This is a genomic window from Pseudomonas sp. M1 (assembly GCF_022760135.1).
Lineage (GTDB): Bacteria > Pseudomonadota > Gammaproteobacteria > Pseudomonadales > Pseudomonadaceae > Pseudomonas > Pseudomonas citronellolis.
This window is the reverse complement of the sequence record NZ_CP094343.1, coordinates 3909900-3925658: the sequence shown is the minus strand read 5'-3', so window position 1 is coordinate 3925658 and position 15759 is coordinate 3909900. Positions and strand designations below refer to the sequence as shown.

Annotated in this window: 12 protein-coding genes; 6 read left to right on the top strand and 6 right to left on the bottom strand. The window is 71.4% G+C overall.

What is annotated here, in order from left to right; all coding sequences use genetic code 11:
• Positions 1 to 2: 2 nt before the first annotated feature.
• Positions 3 to 407 (bottom strand): hypothetical protein, encoded by a 405-nt coding sequence (locus tag PM1_RS17325; RefSeq protein WP_009619817.1) that lies wholly within the window; start codon positions 405 to 407, stop codon positions 3 to 5.
• Between the two features lie 167 nt (positions 408 to 574).
• Here PM1_RS17325 and PM1_RS17320 point away from each other — a divergent pair, with 167 nt between their 5' ends.
• From PM1_RS17320 to glgB, 6 genes are all read left to right on the top strand, one after another.
• Complete coding sequence (locus PM1_RS17320; RefSeq protein ID WP_009619818.1) at positions 575 to 1090, top strand: MgtC/SapB family protein; 516 nt, start codon at positions 575 to 577, stop codon at positions 1088 to 1090.
• Complete coding sequence (locus PM1_RS17315; protein ID WP_009619819.1) at positions 1080 to 1322, top strand: hypothetical protein; 243 nt, start codon at positions 1080 to 1082, stop codon at positions 1320 to 1322. The genes PM1_RS17320 and PM1_RS17315 overlap by 11 nt, the downstream gene beginning before the upstream one ends.
• A gap of 9 nt (positions 1323 to 1331) precedes the next feature.
• Complete coding sequence (ku, locus tag PM1_RS17310) at positions 1332 to 2207, top strand: non-homologous end joining protein Ku (RefSeq protein WP_009619820.1); 876 nt, start codon at positions 1332 to 1334, stop codon at positions 2205 to 2207.
• A gap of 115 nt (positions 2208 to 2322) precedes the next feature.
• Positions 2323 to 4305, top strand: a complete 1983-nt coding sequence (locus PM1_RS17305; RefSeq protein ID WP_009619821.1) for an alpha-1,4-glucan--maltose-1-phosphate maltosyltransferase — start codon at positions 2323 to 2325, stop codon at positions 4303 to 4305.
• Between the two features lie 10 nt (positions 4306 to 4315).
• Positions 4316 to 7642 (top strand): maltose alpha-D-glucosyltransferase, encoded by a 3327-nt coding sequence (treS, locus tag PM1_RS17300; RefSeq protein ID WP_009619822.1) that lies wholly within the window; start codon positions 4316 to 4318, stop codon positions 7640 to 7642.
• Complete coding sequence (gene glgB / locus PM1_RS17295; RefSeq protein WP_009619823.1) at positions 7639 to 9831, top strand: 1,4-alpha-glucan branching protein GlgB; 2193 nt, start codon at positions 7639 to 7641, stop codon at positions 9829 to 9831. The genes treS and glgB overlap by 4 nt, the downstream gene beginning before the upstream one ends.
• Before the next feature lie 800 nt (positions 9832 to 10631).
• On the opposite strand, the gene PM1_RS17290 is transcribed toward glgB, so the two are convergent.
• From PM1_RS17290 to PM1_RS17270, 5 genes are read right to left on the bottom strand one after another with little or no spacing between them, the layout of a single operon-like run.
• The gene (locus PM1_RS17290) at positions 10632 to 11612 is read right to left on the bottom strand and encodes a lysylphosphatidylglycerol synthase domain-containing protein (protein ID WP_009619824.1); all 981 of its coding nucleotides are present in this window, start codon (positions 11610 to 11612) and stop codon (positions 10632 to 10634) included.
• Positions 11609 to 12817, bottom strand: coding sequence for a cardiolipin synthase ClsB (clsB, locus tag PM1_RS17285; protein ID WP_009619825.1), 1209 nt, complete (start codon positions 12815 to 12817; stop codon positions 11609 to 11611). Before clsB ends, PM1_RS17290 begins: the two co-directional genes overlap by 4 nt.
• Positions 12814 to 13593 carry an endonuclease/exonuclease/phosphatase family protein gene (locus PM1_RS17280; RefSeq protein WP_009619826.1) on the bottom strand — a complete coding sequence of 260 codons (780 nt, stop codon included), beginning with the start codon at positions 13591 to 13593 and terminating at the stop codon, positions 12814 to 12816. The genes clsB and PM1_RS17280 overlap by 4 nt, the downstream gene beginning before the upstream one ends.
• Entirely contained in the window at positions 13590 to 14513 is a 924-nt protein-coding gene (locus tag PM1_RS17275; RefSeq protein ID WP_009619828.1) for a DUF72 domain-containing protein, read from the bottom strand. The genes PM1_RS17280 and PM1_RS17275 overlap by 4 nt, the downstream gene beginning before the upstream one ends.
• Positions 14514 to 14517: 4 nt before the next feature.
• The gene (locus PM1_RS17270; RefSeq protein ID WP_009619829.1) at positions 14518 to 15738 is read right to left on the bottom strand and encodes a zinc-dependent alcohol dehydrogenase; all 1221 of its coding nucleotides are present in this window, start codon (positions 15736 to 15738) and stop codon (positions 14518 to 14520) included.
• Positions 15739 to 15759: the final 21 nt, after the last annotated feature.

The window sequence follows — 15759 nt, the reverse complement described above, 5'->3', positions numbered from 1 at the left end:
GTCTACCAGAAGCCGCCGCCGTGGCGGCGCGCCAGGTAGTCCGGGCTGAGGCCGAAGCCGGTCTGGAAGAAGGCCTGCAGGCGGGTGTCCAGCACCATGCGGTTGAGCGAGGCCAGCGGGCCGACGATGCGCTCCGGCTCGCTGCGCCCGCCGTAGTGGTTCTCGTGCACCAGGCTGGCGCTCTGCGGCTCGGCGCTGATCAGGCAGCGGCAGTCCAGGCCCTCGCCGGGGCGGCGGGCGTGCAGGCCCAGCTCGGAGAGCCCGCCGGCGCCACGGTGCAGGCCCACGTGGCAGAGCAGGCCGTGGGCGCGGGCGTACTCGCCGGCGGCGGCGAAGGCGGGCAGGGCCACTTCGGTCAGGGCCTGTTCGTAGGCCTGGGCGAAGTCGTTGTCGTCGCGGCTGTTCATGGCGCATTCCTTTGGTGTTCGACGCTTGCCGGGGTTGGACAGGCGCGGCGGGCGAATGCGCGGACGATCCGCCGGGCGGTAGTGCCGGCGCTACCGCCGGGGAAATCGTTCAAACCATCGGCCGGCGCGGCAGTCTGCACCTGCAACGGCCCTTCGCGGAGAAGCCCATGGAGACCCTGTCGCGCATCGCCGCGGCCCTGCTGGCGGAGTTTTCCGACCTGCGCGAGCTGGAGCAGATCACCCGCGCCTGCTTCCGCCTGGCGCTCGCCGCGCTGCTCGGCGGCCTGCTGGGCTACGAGCGCGAGGCCCGGGGCAAGGCCGCCGGGCTGCGCACGCACATGCTGGTCACCCTGGGCGCCGCGCTCTTCGTCATGGCCATGAGCGAGGGCGGCGCCGGCGACGACGCCATCAGCCGGGTGATCCAGGGCATTGCCGCGGGCATCGGCTTCCTCTGCGCCGGCACCATCCTCAAGGGCGGCGCCGACACCGCGCGGGTGAAGGGGCTGACCACGGCGGCGGGGCTGTGGCTGAGCACCGCCATCGGCATCTGCGTGGGCCGCGGCCATTCCGCCACCGCGGTGCTCGGCACCCTGCTGGCGCTGCTGGTTCTGCACAGCCTGCCGCGCCTGTTCGAGCGGCCGCGGGCGCCGCACAAGACCGCGGAGGATCACCATGTTCCGTGAATTCGACGACAGCAGCGCCTGGACCGACGCCATGCGCAGCGGCGGCGCCTACGTCGGGCTGATCGAATACCAGCCCAAGCGCGAGGGCGCGGCGGTGCAGGTGCTCTGGGTGTTCGCCCCCGGCAGCCGCAACGAGGCCCAGGCCGAGGATGCGGCCCGGCGCATGCTGGCGCGCATCCGCGACATTTCGGCGGACGGCCGCGTCCGCTTCGACGACGGCATCTCACTGTAGGAGGCATGCATGGCGCGCGTGATCTGGAAGGGCGCGATCAGTTTCGGCCTGGTGCACATCCCCGTGGGGCTGAACAGCGCCAGCCGCTCCGGCGGCACCGACTTCGACTGGCTGGACGCCCGCAGCCTGGAGCCGGTGGGCTACAAGCGGGTGAACAAGGTGACCGGCAAGGAGGTGCCCAAGGAGCAGATAGTCAAAGGCGTGGAATACGAGAAGGGCCGCTACGTGGTGCTCAGCGAGGCGGAAATCCGCGCGGCGCGCCCACGGGCCACCCAGACCATCGACATCCTGCGCTTCGTCGAGCGCGGCGAGATTCCGCTGGCGTACTTCGACACGCCCTACTACCTGAGCCCCGAGCGGCGCGGCGAGAAGGTCTACGTGCTGCTGCGCGAGACCCTGGCGCGCAGCGGCAAGGTCGCGGTGTGCCAGCTGGTGCTGCACAGCCGCCAGCACCTGGCGGCGCTGCTTGCCGACGGCGAGGCGCTGCTGCTGATGACGCTGCGCTGGCCGGGCGAGGTGCGCTCGGTGGACGAACTGGGCCTGGAGCTGGACGACGTCGACCTGGACAAGCGCGAGCGCGAGATGGCCACGCGCCTGGTGGAAGACATGAGCCAGGCCTGGGACGACGCGGCCTTCAAGGACAGCTTCAGCGACGAGATCCACGCCCTGGTCGAGCAGAAGGCCGCCAAGGGCCAACTCGAGGAAGTGCCCGGCGCCGAGGCGTCGGAAACCGGGGAGGGCGCCGACATCATCGACCTCACCGACCTGCTGCGGCGCAGCCTGCGCGGCAACGCCGGGGGCGGCGGCAAAGCGGCGCCCAGGGGCAAGGCCGGAGAGGCGCCGGCGCCGCGCAAGAGCAGCGGCCGGCGGCGCGCCCCGCGCTGAGCCGGCCCGCCGGCGAAAAGTCTGAACTTGCCGGCGGGCCCGGCCTCGGAAAGCATGGGGCCGCAGGTTGCGGCCGACGACGAACATGCGATCGCCTGGCGAGGAGGGCGCAGCGATGAATCCGGACCTGCAGGGGCGCGCCAGCGCCGCGGCCAAGGCGCCGCGCATCGCCATCGAGGGCATCGAGCCCCAGGTCGAGGGCGGGCGCTTCGCCGCCAAGGCCATCGCCGGCCGGGGCTGCCCGGTCAGCGCGCGCATCTTCATGGACGGCCACGAGCAACTGGGCGCCGAAGTGACCTGGCGCCTGGAGCCGGAAGAGGTCTGGCGCAGCCTGCCGCTGGTCTGGCAGGGCAACGACCTGTGGCGCGCCGAGCTGCTGCCGCCCCACGAGGGGCGCATCCAGTTCGTCATCCAGGCCTGGCTGGACCGCTACGCCAGCTTCCGCCACGACCTGGAGAAGAAGTACGCCGCCGGCCAGGCCGTCGAGCTGGAACTCAGCGAAGGCGAGCAACTGCTGCGCGAGGCGCGGCAGGGCGCCCAGGGCGAACCCGCCGCGCAACTGGACGCCCTGCTGGGCCAGCTCGCCGCCGAGCAGGCCCGCGACGGCCGCGTGGCCCTGCTGCTGGCCCCGGCCACCCTGGAACTGATGCAACGAGTGGAGCCGCGCCTGCACCGCGTGCGCAGCCCGCTGCTGAGCCTGGAGGTGGAGCGGCCGCTGGCCGGCTTCGCCAGCTGGTACGAGCTGTTCCCGCGTTCGGAGGGCGCGCAGCCGGGCGTGCACGGGCGCTTCGAGGACGTGCGCCGGCGCCTGCCGGAAATCGCCGCCATGGGCTTCGACGTGCTGTATTTCCCGCCCATCCACCCCATCGGCCGCACCCACCGCAAGGGCCCCAACAACAGCCTGCAGGCCGGCCCGGACGACCCCGGCAGCCCCTACGCCATCGGCGCCGAGGAGGGCGGCCACGAGGCCGTGCACCCGCAGCTGGGCAGCCTGGAGGACTTCCGCGCGCTGGTGGCCGACGCCCGCGCCCACGGCCTGGAGGTGGCCCTGGACTTCGCCATCCAGTGCTCGCCGGACCACCCCTGGCTGCGCCGGCACCCCGGCTGGTTCAGCTGGCGCGCCGACGGCAGCATCCGCCATGCCGAAAACCCGCCGAAGAAGTACGAGGACATCGTCAACGTCGATTTCTACGCCGCCGACGCCGTGCCCTCGCTGTGGCTGGCGCTGCTGGAGGTGGTGCTGGGCTGGGTGGCCCAGGGCGTGACGCTGTTCCGCGTCGACAACCCGCACACCAAGCCGCTGCCGTTCTGGGAATGGCTGATCGCCGAGGTGCGCCACCTGCACCCCGAGGTGATCTTCCTGGCCGAGGCCTTCACCCGCCCGGCGATGATGGCGCGCCTGGGCAAGCTCGGCTTCAGCCAGAGCTACACCTACTTCACCTGGCGCAACACCAAGCAGGAATTGCAGGAATACCTCGCCGAGCTGAACCAGCCGCCCTGGCGCGACTGCTACCGGCCCAACTTCTTCGTCAACACCCCGGACATCAACCCCTTCTTCCTGCAGCGCAGCGGGCGCGCGGGCTTCCTCATCCGCGCCGTGCTGGCGGCCACCGGCTCGGGGCTGTGGGGGATGTATTCGGGCTTCGAGCTGTGCGAGGCGGCGGCCATCCCCGGGCGCGAGGAATACGCCGACTCCGAGAAGTACCAGCTGCGCCAGCGCGACTACCGCGCGCCGGGCAACATCGTCGGCGAGATCACCCGGCTCAACCGCATCCGCCGGGAGAACCCGGCGCTGCACAGCCACCTCGGCTTCCAGGCCTACAACGCCTGGAACGACAACATCCTCTATTTCGGCAAGCGCACCGCGGACCTGGCCAACTTCGTGCTGGTCGCCGTGTGCCTGGACCCGGACAACGCCCAGGAGGCCGACTTCGAGCTGCCGCTGTGGGAGTTCGGCCTGGCGGACGACGCCGCCATGGGCGGCGAGGACCTGATGAACGGCCACCAGTGGACCTGGTACGGCAAACGCCAACGGATGCGCATCGAGCCCTGGCACCTTCCCTTCGGCATCTGGCGCCTGCACCCGCAGCGCCGCTAGGAGTCCGCCCATGGCCAGACGCCTGAGAAAGCCCCGTCCCTTCCTGCACGACCCGCTCTGGTACAAGGACGCGGTCATCTACCAGTTGCACGTGAAGTCCTTCTTCGACGCCAACAACGACGGCATCGGCGACTTCCCCGGGCTGATCGAGAAGCTCGACTACATCGCCGACCTGGGGGTGAACACCCTCTGGCTGCTGCCGTTCTACCCCTCGCCGCGGCGCGACGACGGCTACGACATCGCCATGTACCGCGGCGTGCATCCCGACTACGGCAGCCTGGCCGACGTGCGCCGCTTCATCGCCGCCGCCCATGCGCGCAACCTGCGGGTGATCACCGAGCTTGTGATCAACCACACCTCCGACCAGCACCCCTGGTTCCAGCGCGCGCGGCGGGCGAAGAAGGGCTCGCGGGCGCGGGAGTGGTACGTGTGGTCCGACAGCGACGAGCGCTACGCCGGCACCCGCATCATCTTCGTCGACAGCGAGACCTCCAACTGGACCTGGGACCCGCTGGCCGGGCAGTACTACTGGCACCGCTTCTACTCGCACCAGCCGGACCTGAACTTCGACAACCCGCAGGTGCTGCGCGCCGTGCTGGGGGTGATGCGCTTCTGGCTCGACCTGGGCGTGGACGGCCTGCGCCTGGACGCCATTCCCTACCTGATCGAGCGCGAGGGCACCAGCAGCGAGAACCTGCCGGAAACCCACGCGGTGCTCAAGCGCATCCGCGCCGAGCTGGACGCCCACTACCCCGACCGCATGCTGCTGGCCGAGGCCAACCAGTGGCCGGAGGACACCCGCCCGTATTTCGGCGGCATGGACGACGGCGGCCCCGGCGACGAATGCCACATGGCCTTCCACTTCCCGCTGATGCCGCGCATGTACATGGCCATCGCCCAGGAAGACCGCTTCCCCATCAGCGACATCCTGCGCCAGACCCCGGCCATCCCCGACAACTGCCAGTGGGCGATCTTCCTGCGCAACCACGACGAGCTGACCCTGGAGATGGTCACCGACGACGAGCGCGACTACCTGTGGAACTACTACGCCGCCGACCGCCGCGCGCGCATCAACCTGGGCATCCGCCGGCGCCTGGCGCCGCTGGTGGAGCGCGACCGGCGGCGCATCGAGCTGCTCAACAGCCTGCTGCTGTCGATGCCCGGCACGCCGACGCTGTACTACGGCGACGAGATCGGCATGGGCGACAATATCTACCTGGGCGACCGCGACGGCGTGCGCACCCCCATGCAATGGTCGGTGGACCGCAACGGCGGCTTCTCCCGCGCCGACCCGGCGAGCCTGGTGCTGCCGGCCATCCTCGATCCGCTGTACGGCTACCAGAGCGTCAACGTCGAGGCGCAGCTGCGCGACCCGCATTCGCTGCTCAACTGGACGCGGCGCATGCTCGCCGTGCGCAAGCAGCAGAAGGCCTTCGGCCGCGGCAGCATGACCCTGCTGTCGCCGAGCAACAGGCGCATCCTCGCCTACCTGCGGCAGTACCGCGGCGAGGAGGGCGAGGACAGCCTGCTGTGCGTGGCCAACCTGTCCGGCGCGGCCCAGGCGGTGGAACTGGAGCTGGCCGAGTTCGACGGCCGCGTGCCGCTGGAGATGCTCGGCGGCGCGGCCTTCCCGCCGATCGGCCGGCTGACCTACCTGCTGACCCTGCCGCCCTACGGCTTCTACTGGTTCTACCTGGCCGACTCCCAGCGCATGCCCACCTGGCACCGCCAGCCGGAAGAACGCCTGCCGGAACTGCCGACCCTGGTGCTGGGCCAGCGCCTGGAAGAGATCATGGCCGGCGCCCCGCGCGAGCTGCTGGAGAAGGATTCGCTGCCGCGCTACCTGCCGCGCCGACGCTGGTTCCCCCATGCCCGCGCGCAGGCCGGCAGCGTGCGCCTGCTCTACGCGCTGCCGCTGGAGGAGGATGACGCCGCGCCGTTGCTGGCGGAGCTGGAATACCGCGACGGCGAGCTGCACGAGCGCTACCAGTTGCCCCTGGCCGCGGCGCCGGAAAAAAGCAGCAGCGGCTACGACCTGCCGCAGCAACTGGCCCTGGCCCGGCTGCGCCGCGGCCGCCGCGTCGGCCTGCTGACCGACGCCCTGAGCCTGCCGCGCTTTAGCCGCGTGGTGCTGCGCCTGTTGCGCGAGAACGCGACCCTGGCCGGCGACGGCGGCGAGGTGCAGTTCCTGCCGCAACCCGGCCTGGCCGAGCTGGAACTGGCCGAGGACATCCCGGTGCGGGTGCTGGCCGCGGACCAGTCGAACACCTCGGCGCTGGTCGGCGACGGCCTGCTGCTCAAGGTACTGCGCCGCGTCTCGCCCGGCCTGCACCCGGAGGCGGAAATGGGCGCCTACCTGAGCCGCCACGGCTTCGCCAACGTCGCGCCGCTGCTGGGCGAGGTGCGCCGGGTGGACGAGCAGGGGCAGACGCACACCCTGATGCTGCTGCAGGGCTACCTGAGCAACCAGGGCGACGCCTGGACCTGGACGCAGAACAACCTCGAACGGGCCATCCGCGAGGCCCTGGCCGCCGGCACCGCGCAGCCTCCGGAATTCGATGCCCTGGACGAGCTGCGCGGCTTCGCCGCCACCCTCGGCCGGCGCCTGGGCGAGATGCACCAGGTGCTGGCCGACGGCGCGGACGAGCCGGACTTCGCCCCGCGGCGCAGCGCCCCGGCCGATAGCCGCGCCTGGCAGGAGGGCGTCGGCGCCCAGGTCGAGCAGGCCCTGCGGGCGCTGGACGACGCCCCGGGGCTGGACGAGCGCGGCCGCGCCCAGGCCGCGCGCCTGCTGGAGCTGCGCGACGAGCTGCTGCTGGCGGTGGGCAACCTGGCGCGGCTGGCCGAGGGCGGCCTGATGATCCGCGTGCACGGCGACCTGCACCTGGGCCAGGTGCTGGTGGTGCAGGAGGATGCCTACTTGATCGATTTCGAAGGCGAGCCCAACCGCTCGCTGGCCGAACGCCGGGCCCTGAACAGCCCGATGAAGGACGTGGCCGGGGTGCTGCGCTCCTTCGACTACGCCGCCGCCATGGCCGAGCGCAGCCTGCAGAGCGCCGACGTCTCGGAAGAAGCGGTGCGGGTGCGCCGCGCCGTGGCCCAGCGCTACCGCGCGGACGCCCGCGACGCCTTCCTCGACGCCTACCGCCTGGCCGCCGCCGGGCTGCCCCACGAATGGCGCGGGCGCGAGGGGGAGGGCGCGGCCCTGGCGCTGTTCAGCCTGGAGAAGGCGGCCTACGAAGTGGTCTACGAGAGCGGCCACCGCCCCGACTGGGTCGCCGTGCCGCTGCAGGGAATGCTGGAACTGACGCTCCACCTGCTGGGAGGAAGGACATGACACAGGCGTCGCAAGACGACGAACGCAACCACCTGCAAGGGCTGCAACGGGCCGAGCACGGCGATCCCTTCGCCTTCCTCGGCCCGCACCCGGAGGGCGACGGCTGGCGCGTGCGCGCCTGGTTGCCGGGGGCCTTCGCCTGCGAGCTGCTGGGCCGCGAGGGCGAATTCCTCGCGGCCATGGAGCAGCAGGACGCCAGCGGCCTGTTCAGCGCCCACCTGGATGCGCGCCAGGCCTACCTGCTGCGCATCCACTGGCCCGAGGGCGAGCAGATCACCGAGGACCCCTACGCCTTCGGCCCGCTGCTGGGCGACACCGACCTGTACCTGTTCGCCGAAGGCAACCACCGCCACCTGGGCCAGTGCTTCGGCGCCCAGGCCATGAGCGTGGACGGCGTGGCCGGGGTGCGCTTCGCCGTGTGGGCGCCCAATGCCCGGCGCGTGTCGGTGGTGGGCGACTTCAACGCCTGGGACGGGCGCCGCCACGCCATGCGCCTGCGCTACCCCAGCGGCGTGTGGGAACTGTTCGTGCCGCGCCTGCAACCCGGGGAAATCTACAAGTACGAAATCCTCGGCCCCGGCGGCCTGCTGCCGCTCAAGGCCGACCCTGTGGCGCTGGCCACGGAACGGCCGCCAGCCACCGGCTCGCGGGTGGCCGACCCGGCGCCGCGGCACTGGCGGGACGAACGCTGGATGAGCGAGCGGCGCAGCCGCCAGGGCGCGGAAAGCCCGCTGGCGATCTACGAACTGCACGCCGGCTCCTGGCAGACCCTCGACGGCCGCCCGCCGAGCTGGGACGAGCTGGCCGAGCGGCTGATCCCCTACCTGCAGGACATGGGCTTCACCCACGTCGAGCTGATGCCGATCATGGAGCATCCCTTCGGCGGCTCCTGGGGCTACCAGCCGCTGTCGCTGTTCGCCCCCACCGCGCGCTACGGCAGCCCGGCGCAGTTCGCCGCCTTCGTCGAACGCTGCCACCAGGCCGGGATCGGCGTCATCCTCGACTGGGTGCCGGCGCATTTCCCCACCGACGCGCACGGCCTGGGGCAGTTCGACGGCACCGCGCTGTACGAATACGCGCATCCCTTCGAGGGCTTCCACCCGGACTGGGACACCTACATCTACAACCTCGGCCGCACCGAGGTGCACGGCTTCCTGCTGGCCTCGGCGCTGCACTGGCTGCGCGAATACCACGTCGACGGCCTGCGCGTCGACGCTGTGGCCTCGATGCTCTACCGCGACTACTCGCGCAAGGAAGGCGAGTGGATCCCCAACCGCCACGGCGGGCGCGAGAACCTGGAGGCCATCGAGTTCCTCCGCCACCTCAACGAGGTGGTCGCCGCCGAGGTGCCCGACGCCCTGGTGATCGCCGAGGAGTCCACCGCCTGGCCCGGCGTCAGCCGGCCGGTGGCCGAGGGCGGGCTGGGCTTCTCGCACAAGTGGAACATGGGCTGGATGCACGACACCCTGGCCTACATCCGCGAGGACCCGTTGTACCGCGGCTACCACCACCACCGCCTGACCTTCGGCCTGCTCTATGCCTTCACCGAGCGCTTCATCCTGCCCATCTCCCACGACGAGGTGGTGCACGGCAAGGGCTCGCTGCTGGGCAAGATGCCCGGCGACCGCTGGCGCCAGTTCGCCAACCTGCGCCTGTACCTGAGCCTGATGTGGACGCACCCGGGGCGCAAGCTGCTGTTCATGGGCTGCGAGTTCGGCCAGTGGCGCGAGTGGGACCACGACGACCAACTGGACTGGTATCTGCTGCGCTACGCCGAGCACCTGGGCGTGCAGACGCTGGTGCGCGACCTCAACCGCCTGTACCGCGAACTGCCGGCGCTGCACCAGTTGGACGACAGCGCCGAAGGCTTCCACTGGCTGATCGGCGACGACCAGCGCAACAGCGTCTACGCCTGGCTGCGCCTGGACCGCGAGCGCTCGCCGCTGCTGGTGGTGCACAACTTCACGCCGCTGCCGCGCGAAGGCTATCGGGTAGGGGTGCCGCTGCAAGGCGCCTGGCAGGTGCGGCTGAACTCCGACGGCGCCTGCTATGCCGGCTCCGATGCCGGCAGCCGCGAGCGCTGCGAGACACTCCCGGAGCCGTCCCACGGCCAGCCGTACTCGCTGCTGCTGGACCTGCCGCCGCTGGGGAGCCTGGTCCTGGAGCCGGCGCCGGCCCTGCTGGCGTAATCGCGGATGAATCCGCTCCTACGCTGCGCCACCTGCGCCATTCCCCTGTAGGAGCGCGCCCTGCGCGCGAATCGCGGGCAGGGCCCGCTCCTACAGGTTTGCGCGAGGCACGGCATGTCCTGGCGGATTCATCCGCGATAGCCGGACCTTCCGGCGCGGTTCGCGGATGAGATCCGCCTACGCTGCGCCACCTGCGCCATTCCCCTGTAGGAGCGCGCCCTGCGCGCGATTCGCGGGCAGGGCCCGCTCCTACGGGTTTGTGCGAGGCACGGCATGTCCTGGCGGATTCATCCGCGATAGCCGGACGTCCCGGCGCGGTTCGCGGATAAGATCCGCTCCTACGCTGCGCCACCCACGCCATTCCCCTGTAGGAGCGCGCCCTGCGCGCGAATCGCGGGCAGGGCCCGCTCCTACAGGTTTGCGCGAGGCACGGCGTGCCCTTGTAGGAGCGGATTCATCCGCGATAGCCGGACGTCCCGGCGCGGTTTGCGGATAAGATCCCCTACGCTGCGCCACCCACGCCATTCCCCTGTAGGAGCGCGCCCTGCGCGCGAATCGCGGGCAGGGCCAGCTACTACAGGTTTGCGCGAGGCACGGCGTGCCCTTGTAGGAGCGGATTCATCCGCGATAGCCGGACCTTCCGGCGCGGTTCGCGGATAAGATCCGCTACGCTGCGCCACCTGCGCCATTCCCCTGTAGGAGCGCGCCCTGCGCGCGAATCGCGGGCAGGGCCCGCTCCTACAGGTTTGCGCGAGGCCTGGCATTCCCTCGTAGGATGGCGTTGAGCGAAGCGATACCCATCAACCCGCCCGCGCCAGGCGCCGTTGCCGGCGGCGCAGACGGCGTGCCCGGCGCTCCAGCCACAGGTAGACCAGGCAGGCCAGGAACAGCGGCACCAGGAAGTACAGCACCCGGTAACCGATCAGCGCCGCCAGCAGGGGGCCGCGGCCCAGGTGGTCGTGGAGGATGGCGATGAACACCGCCTCCAGCACGCCCAGGCCCGCCGGCACGTGCAGCACCACCCCGGCGATGCTGCTGATCAGCAGGGTGGCCAGCACCTCGGTGTAGCTGGCCTTGTCCGGCAGCAGCACGCTCACCAGCAGCGCCATCAGCGACCAGTTGGCCGCCCCCATGGCGCCCTGCAGCAGCGCCAGGCGCCAGCTCGGCAGGGCCAGGCTGAACTGCCGCCAACCCCAGGCGCGGCGCCGGGCGTAGCGGCAGGCCAGGGGGTAGGCCACGCCCAGGGCCAGCAGCAGCGCGCCGATCAGGCGCAGGCCGTTGCGCCCCACCGACCAGTCGTCCGGCAGGTCGGGGTAGCCGCTGGCGAACAGCGCGCCGGCCAGCAGCAGGTAGCCGTACCAGTTGGTCACCAGGCTGAAGCTGAGGATGCGGGTGATGTCCGCCACGCTCATGCCCAGGCGGCCGTACAGCCGGTAGCGCAGGGCTACGCCGCCGACCCAGGAGCTGAGGTTGAGGTTGAAGGCGTTGCACACGAAGGCCACGGTAAACACCCGCCGCACCGGCAGCGGGTGGCCGATGTAGTAGCGGCTGAGCACGTCGAAGCTGCTGAACACCGCATAGCTGGCCAGGCTGATGCCCAGGCCCAGGAGCAGGGTGGTGGCGCGGTACTCGCTGAGCAGGTGGAATACTTCCCCCCAGTCGGTGGCGCGGATCAGCAGGAACAGCAGCACCGGCAGCAGCGCCAGCAGGGCGATGGAGAAGCCGCGCCGGGCCAGCTTCCAGGCGCGCCTGTGCTTCTCCCGCGGCGCGGCGGCGTTCATGGGCGCACCCGCGGGGCGTCCGCCGCCGGTTCGCCTTCCAGGCCCCGCGGCGAGCGCAGGCGCTGGCGGTGCGCCGGCAACTGCCCGGCGATGGCCGGGAAATGCCGCAGGAAGTGGAAGCTGAGGAACACCAGGGGCGCGCGCCACCAGTAGCCGCGGCGCGCCACCTTGCGGGTGATGCGCCGGCAGTTGTCGCGGGCCAGGGCGTCCAGGTGCGCCTGCAGTTCGTCGGCGAAGCGCGCGTCGTCGATCATCAGGTTGCCTTCCAGGTTCAGCGACAGGCTCAGCGGGTCCAGGTTGCTCGACCCCACCGTGGCCCAGCGCCCGTCGGCCACCGCCACCTTGCCGTGCAGCGGGCGGTCGCAGTACTCGTAGATCTCCACGCCGTCGCGCAGCAGGGTGTCGTAGAGCAGCTTGCTGCACAGGCGCACCAGCGGCATGTCCGGCAGGCCCTGGAGGATCAGGCGCACCTTCACCCCACGCTGCGCGGCCTGGCGCAGCGCCCGCAGCAGGCGGTAGCCGGGGAAGAAGTAGGCGTTGGCGATGGTCAGCCGTTGCCGCGCGCCCTGGATCGCCGCCAGGTAGTGCTGCTCGATGGCCGTGCTGCGCGGGCCGTTGTCGCGCAACACCAGGCAGGCGCGGGCCTGGCCGGCCAGCGGCGGCAGGCTGGGCGGCACCCAAGCCGGCGCGCTGCCGTACTCGTGCAGCAGGGCCAGGCTGGCCTGGCGGATGTCCCGGGCCACCGGGCCCTGCACCTGCACCGCGTAGTCCTGCTTGGCCATGGCGCCGAAGTCGGCCAGGTGGTCGGCGCTGAAGTTGATGCCGCCGACGAAGGCGGTGCCGCCGTCCACTACCAGCAGCTTGCGGTGCAAGCGGCGGAACAGGTTGGTGCGCAGGCCCAGCAGGCGCGGGCGCGGGTCGAACAGGTGCAGGCGCACCCCGGCCTCCAGCAGGCCGCGCACGTAGTCCCGGCCCAGGTCGGCGGTGCCGTAGCCGTCGACGATCAGCTCGACGCGCACGCCGCGCCGGGCCGCCGCCAGCAGCGCCTTGCGCAGGGCCAGGCCGACCTTGTCCTCGTAGATGATGAAGGTTTCCAGCAGCACCTCGCGCCGGGCCCGGGCGATGGCCTCGAACACCCGCGGGTAGAAGGCCTCGCCGTTGACCAGCAGTTCGATGCGATTGCCCGCGTGCCAGCGCTCGTTCATGGGCTCACCTCGGCGAGCAGCGGCAGATGGTCGGACAGGTGCGGCCAGGGGCGGCTGCCCAGCACCTGGCTGCTGCGCACCCGCAGGTTGCGCAGGTAGATGCGGTCCAGGCGCAGCAGCGGCCAGCGCGCCGGGAAGCTGCGCGGCGCGCCGGCCTTGTCGGCGAAGGCCGGCTCCAGCCCGCAACCGGCGAGCAGGGCGCCGGCCTGGCAGCGCCAGTCGTTGAAGTCGCCGGCGACGATCAGCGGCGCCTGGGCGGGGAAGCCTTCCAGCAGGCGGCAGAGCAGCGTCAGTTGCTGCCGCCGCTGCGCCTCGCGCAGGCCCAGGTGCACGCACACGGCATGCAGCGGGGCGCTGCCCGGCAGGTCGATGCAGGCGTGCAGCAGGCCGCGCTCCTCGTTGCCGGCGATGGAGATGTCGTGGTTGTCGTGGCTGATGATCGGGTAGCGCGAGAGCAGGGCGTTGCCGTGGTGGCCCTCGGGGTACACCGCGTTGCGCCCGTAGGCGAAGGCCGGCCACATGCTGTCGGCAAGGAACTCGTAGTGCGGCTTGGCCGGCCAGCCGGGGTGGCGCCCGGCGTGCAACTGGTGCTCGCCGTGCACTTCCTGGAGGAACACCAGGTCGGCCGCGGTGCCGCGCACCGCCTCGCGCAGTTCGTGGAGGATGAAGCGGCGGTTGAAGGCGTTGAAGCCCTTGTGGGTGTTCACCGTCAGCACCCGCAGCGACGTGCCGCTGGCCAGCGCCGGGCCGGCGCCGGTGTTGGCCGGCTGGTTCATGTCCAGTCCTCCGCCGGTTCGCCCGGCACCTGCTGCTGCGGCAGGCGCACGTCGAGCAGCTGCATGAGGCGGAAGGCATCGAAGGGCGCGCGCACCTTGATGTCGTTGTCGAAATAGCAGTACAGCTCGCGGTGCCGGCGGTCGCCGCGCTTGTCCGCGTCGATCAGCTCGGCGTCGGCGGGCTGTAGGCCGTTGCGCCACAGGCGGATGCGCTCGCTCCAGCGGCGCAGCGCCGCCTCGCCATAGCCGCTGGCGTACAACTGCTCGGCGCCGTGCAGGCGCAGGTAGGTGAAATCCGGGGCGGTGAGGTCCTCCGCGTAGGGCCACTTCGAGGGCGCGTCGGCCATCACCAGGGCCACGCCGTGCCGGCGCAACTGGTCGGTGAACTCGGCGCTGCAGAAGCTCTTGTGGCGCACCTCCAGGGCATGGCGCAGGGCGAAGCGCCGGCCGGGCGAAGGCGCCTCGTGGCGCAGGCGCGCGTCCGCCGCGCCGGCCAGTTCGGCCGCCGCATGGCTGTCGCGCGGCAGCAGGGCGAGGAAGGCCTCCAGCAGCTCGCCGTCGTAGGCCAGGCTGGGCGGCAACTGCCAGAGGAAGGCGCCGAGCTTGTCGTCCAGCTCCAGCGGGCCGGAGGCGAAGAAGTTGGCCAGCCCCTGCTGCGGCTCGCGCAGGCGCCGCAGGTGGGTGATGAAGCGCGGGCCCTTGACGCTGAAGCGAAAGCCCACGGGCGTCTGCGCCTTCCACTGGCGGTAGCGGCCGGGCGTCTGCAGGCCGTAGAAGGAGCCGTTCAGCTCGATGCTGGCGAAGGCATGGGCGGCGTAGCGCAGCTCCTCGCGCTGGGGCAGGCCCCTGGGGTAGAACTCGCCGCGCCAGGGAACGTAGCGCCAGCCGGAAATACCGATGTACAGGCCGTCCGTACCCATGGCGTCACTCCGCGGTGGGCGGCGCCGGCGGGCGGACGTGTTCCTCGTCGCCCTCGGCGGCATGTTGGCGCTGCGGCTGCAGCTCCACCTTCACCCAGCCGGTCTGGCGCTGGTCGAAAGCCTCGAAGGCGGCGATGGCGTCGCTGATGGGCTTGACCTGGGTGAGCACCTTGGCCGGGTCGATGCGCCCGCCGAGCACCAGTTCGATCAGCTGCGGGATGTACTTGCGGTGGTGGCAGTTGCCCATCTTCAGCGTCAGGTTACGGTTCATCGCAATGCCGATGGGGAAGGTCCGCGAGTCCGGCCCGTACACGCCGATGATGCCCAGGGTGCCGGCCTTGGCCAGCCCGGCCACCGCCCAGTCGAGTACCTGGGCCGGCGCGTTGCCCGGCGTCCAGGGCGTCTCGTGGCCTGCGCCGGGGGCCGGGGTGACTTCGCCGTGGCTGCGCTCGGCGTCCACCCCGACGGCGTCGATGGCGCGGTCCACGCCGATGCCGTCGGTGAGCCAGAGCAGCGCCTGCACCGGGTCCTCGCGTTCGAAGTCGATGACCTCCGCGCCCTGCTGGCGGGCCATGTGCAGGCGGTCGGGGTGGCGGTCGACGGCGAACACCCGCGCGGCGCCCTTGAGCAGCGCGCTGGCGATGGCGAACTGGCCCACCGGGCCGCAGCCGAACACCGCCACGGTGTCGCCGATGCCCACCTCGGCCAGCTCGGCGCCGAACCAGCCGGTGGGGAAGATGTCCGAGAGCAGGATCGCCTGGTCGTCGCCGATCTGCGAGGGCAGGCGGATCAGCCCGATGTTGGCGTAGGGGATGCGCGCCTTCTCGGCCTGCAGCCCGTGGAAGGCGCCGTTGGCCTCGGGGCCGCCGAAGAAGGCGGTGCCGGCGCGCTGGCCGCCGGGGTTGGCGAGGTCGCACTGGGCGTAGTAGCCGGCGCGGCAGTACACGCAGTTGCCGCAGGCGATGGTGGAGGGGATCACCACCCGGTCGCCCACCTGCAGGTTGCGCACCTCGTCGCCCAACTCCTCGACTATGCCCACGCCCTCGTGGCCGAGGATGGTGCCGGGCTTCATACCGCCCACGCTGCCGCGCACGAAGTGCAGGTCGGTGCCGCAGATCGCCGAGGCGGTGAGGCGCACGATGGCGTCGTTGGGCTGGCGCAGCGTCGGCTCCGGGACTTCGTCCAGGCGGATGTCGCCAACGTCGTGGAATACTACAGCTTTCATGTCGTTCTCCCCGCTATCCGG